Origin of the sequence: Microbacterium sp., assembly GCF_049650565.1 — a bacterium.
Classification (GTDB): Bacteria; Actinomycetota; Actinomycetes; order Actinomycetales; family Microbacteriaceae; genus Microbacterium.
In genome coordinates this window covers 1-1,795 of sequence record NZ_JBASAK010000023.1, presented here as the reverse complement: position 1 = coordinate 1,795, position 1,795 = coordinate 1, and the positions used below count along the sequence as shown (strand labels likewise).

3 protein-coding genes and 2 pseudogenes are annotated in these 1,795 nt (G+C 66.7%); 4 read left to right on the top strand and 1 reads right to left on the bottom strand.

Features of this window, described 5'->3' with window-relative positions; translation table 11 throughout:
- Positions 1-455: Rieske (2Fe-2S) protein (locus tag WA967_RS03675; protein ID WP_424419545.1), on the top strand; the 455-nt coding region annotated here is incomplete at its 5' end.
- Between the two features lie 19 nt (positions 456-474).
- On the opposite strand, the pseudogene WA967_RS03670 reads toward WA967_RS03675, so the two are convergent.
- A pseudogene (locus tag WA967_RS03670) lies at positions 475-858 on the bottom strand (NUDIX domain-containing protein); the annotation flags it as partial.
- Between the two features lie 84 nt (positions 859-942).
- Between WA967_RS03670 and WA967_RS03665 the strand changes: the two are divergent.
- From WA967_RS03665 to WA967_RS03655, 3 genes and pseudogenes are all read left to right on the top strand, one after another.
- The gene (locus WA967_RS03665; protein ID WP_424419544.1) at positions 943-1,206 is read left to right on the top strand and encodes a hypothetical protein; all 264 of its coding nucleotides are present in this window, start codon (positions 943-945) and stop codon (positions 1,204-1,206) included.
- Entirely contained in the window at positions 1,203-1,583 is a 381-nt protein-coding gene (locus tag WA967_RS03660; RefSeq protein ID WP_424419543.1) for a type II toxin-antitoxin system VapC family toxin, read from the top strand. Before WA967_RS03665 ends, WA967_RS03660 begins: the two co-directional genes overlap by 4 nt.
- A gap of 110 nt (positions 1,584-1,693) precedes the next feature.
- Positions 1,694-1,795: pseudogene (locus WA967_RS03655) on the top strand (bifunctional pyr operon transcriptional regulator/uracil phosphoribosyltransferase); the annotation flags it as partial.

Here is a 1,795-nt window from a genome sequence, read left to right as displayed (position 1 = left end):
GCGAGTACGCGGGGGAGGAGTGCATCTACTGGTACACGATCCCCGCCGACCTGGTCTCCACCAACATCCGCGACCACGAGATCGACTGGTCGAACTCGATCTTCCTGTCGATGCAGTTCTCCGTGGGTCGCAGCGGCAAGTTCAACGAGTTCCTCACCACGTTCCTGAAGTGCCTGTCGGTGGATCGCATCGAGTACGTCGAGAACTGGTACCAGGAGCAGACCGACCAGACCGAGGACGCCGAGATCGGCGACTGGGTCGTGCAACGCCGCTGCCCGCACCTGCGCGCCGACCTGACCCGCACCGGCAAGATCGGCGAGGACGGCGTGCTGACCTGCAGCATGCACGACTGGAAGTGGGACCTGAAGACCGGCAAGTGCCTGACCACCACCGGTCACCCCATCCGCGTGTCGCAGTGTCCGCTGACGGATGCCGCGCTGCGCGCAGACGCGTGAGCGCGCTTCGCGCGACGAATCACTGACGCTGAAGCCAGGGTTTCAGCTCCGCCGGCCGCACATCGAGCCCGTCCACACCATCCGGGGGAATCGACTCGACGTCGTACACACCGCGCGACGGGTCGTCGAACTCCGGCCCGACGCGCAGCGACAGATCCATGCTGATCAGTCGCGCCCGGTAGAAGACCTCGGAGCGGATGCCGTCGATAGGCCGTTCGAAGAGAACCGGGCCGACGTCGACCTCTGCGCCCAGCTCCTCGCGCAGCTCCCGCCGCAGGGCGTCCTCCGGTGACGCATCCGACGACTCGACGCCGCCCCCGGGCGCGGTCCAGTACGGCTCCTGCCCGGGGCGAGTCCGCTTGATCAGGACGTATCTGCCCTCGGCATCCGTCAGGACGGCGCGTACGCGGGGAGCGGGGTGTCGGGCATCCGCTCAGGCTATCCACCCGCTCTGTACCACTGAGATCATCGGCGGTGCACTGGATGCATGGCGACCACACTGCCGCGGATCCAGGTGACTCAGACGCCGGAACTGGCCGCGGGGCTCCAACTGGCGGCGAAGGAGTGGCCGGGCGCGTCTCGATCCGAGCTCGTCGCGCGCTTGGCGGAGGCCGGCACGGAGACACTGGCGGCCAAGCGCGCAGCCCGCCGTGAGGAACGCCGGAGGGCGCTCCAGGAGACCAGGGGGATGTTCGCTGACGTGTATCCGCCGAGATACCTCGAGGAGCTGCGAAAGGACTGGCCCGAGTGATCGTTCTCGATGCGAACGTCCTGATCTCCTACTGGGGACGGCCTGATTCTCATACTGATGCCACCTACAGCATCCTTGACACGGAGGACGAGTTGCTCATCCACCCGATCACCCTCGCGGAGACGCTCGTGGCTCCTGTGCGCGAGGGGCGTGAGGATGATGCGCTGAGCGCGTATGCACGCCTGGGAGTCGAACGGCACGATCCGACACTCGACGAACCGGTGCGTGTCGCGCGGCTTCGGGCCGAGACACGACTGAAGCTGCCCGAAGCCTATGTGCTCGCCGCGGCCATCGAGATGCAAGCGGCACTGGCCACATTCGACAAGCGCCTCGCCGACGCGGCCCGCGAGCGGGGCGTCGCCGTCCTCGGAGCCTGAGCATCCGTGAGCCGGTTGGTATACCAGCGCGCCCCTCGCCGGGTCGTCTAGAATCGAGGCAACACCCATCCTTTAAGCCCGTCCCGTGAGGCGGAGAAGGGAAGTGGCCATTGTCTGCACGCACAGTGCTGCAGGAAGCCGACATCTCACGCGCGCTGACGCGCATCGCCCATGAGATCCTCGAATCCAACCGCGGTGCCGAAGGGCTCATC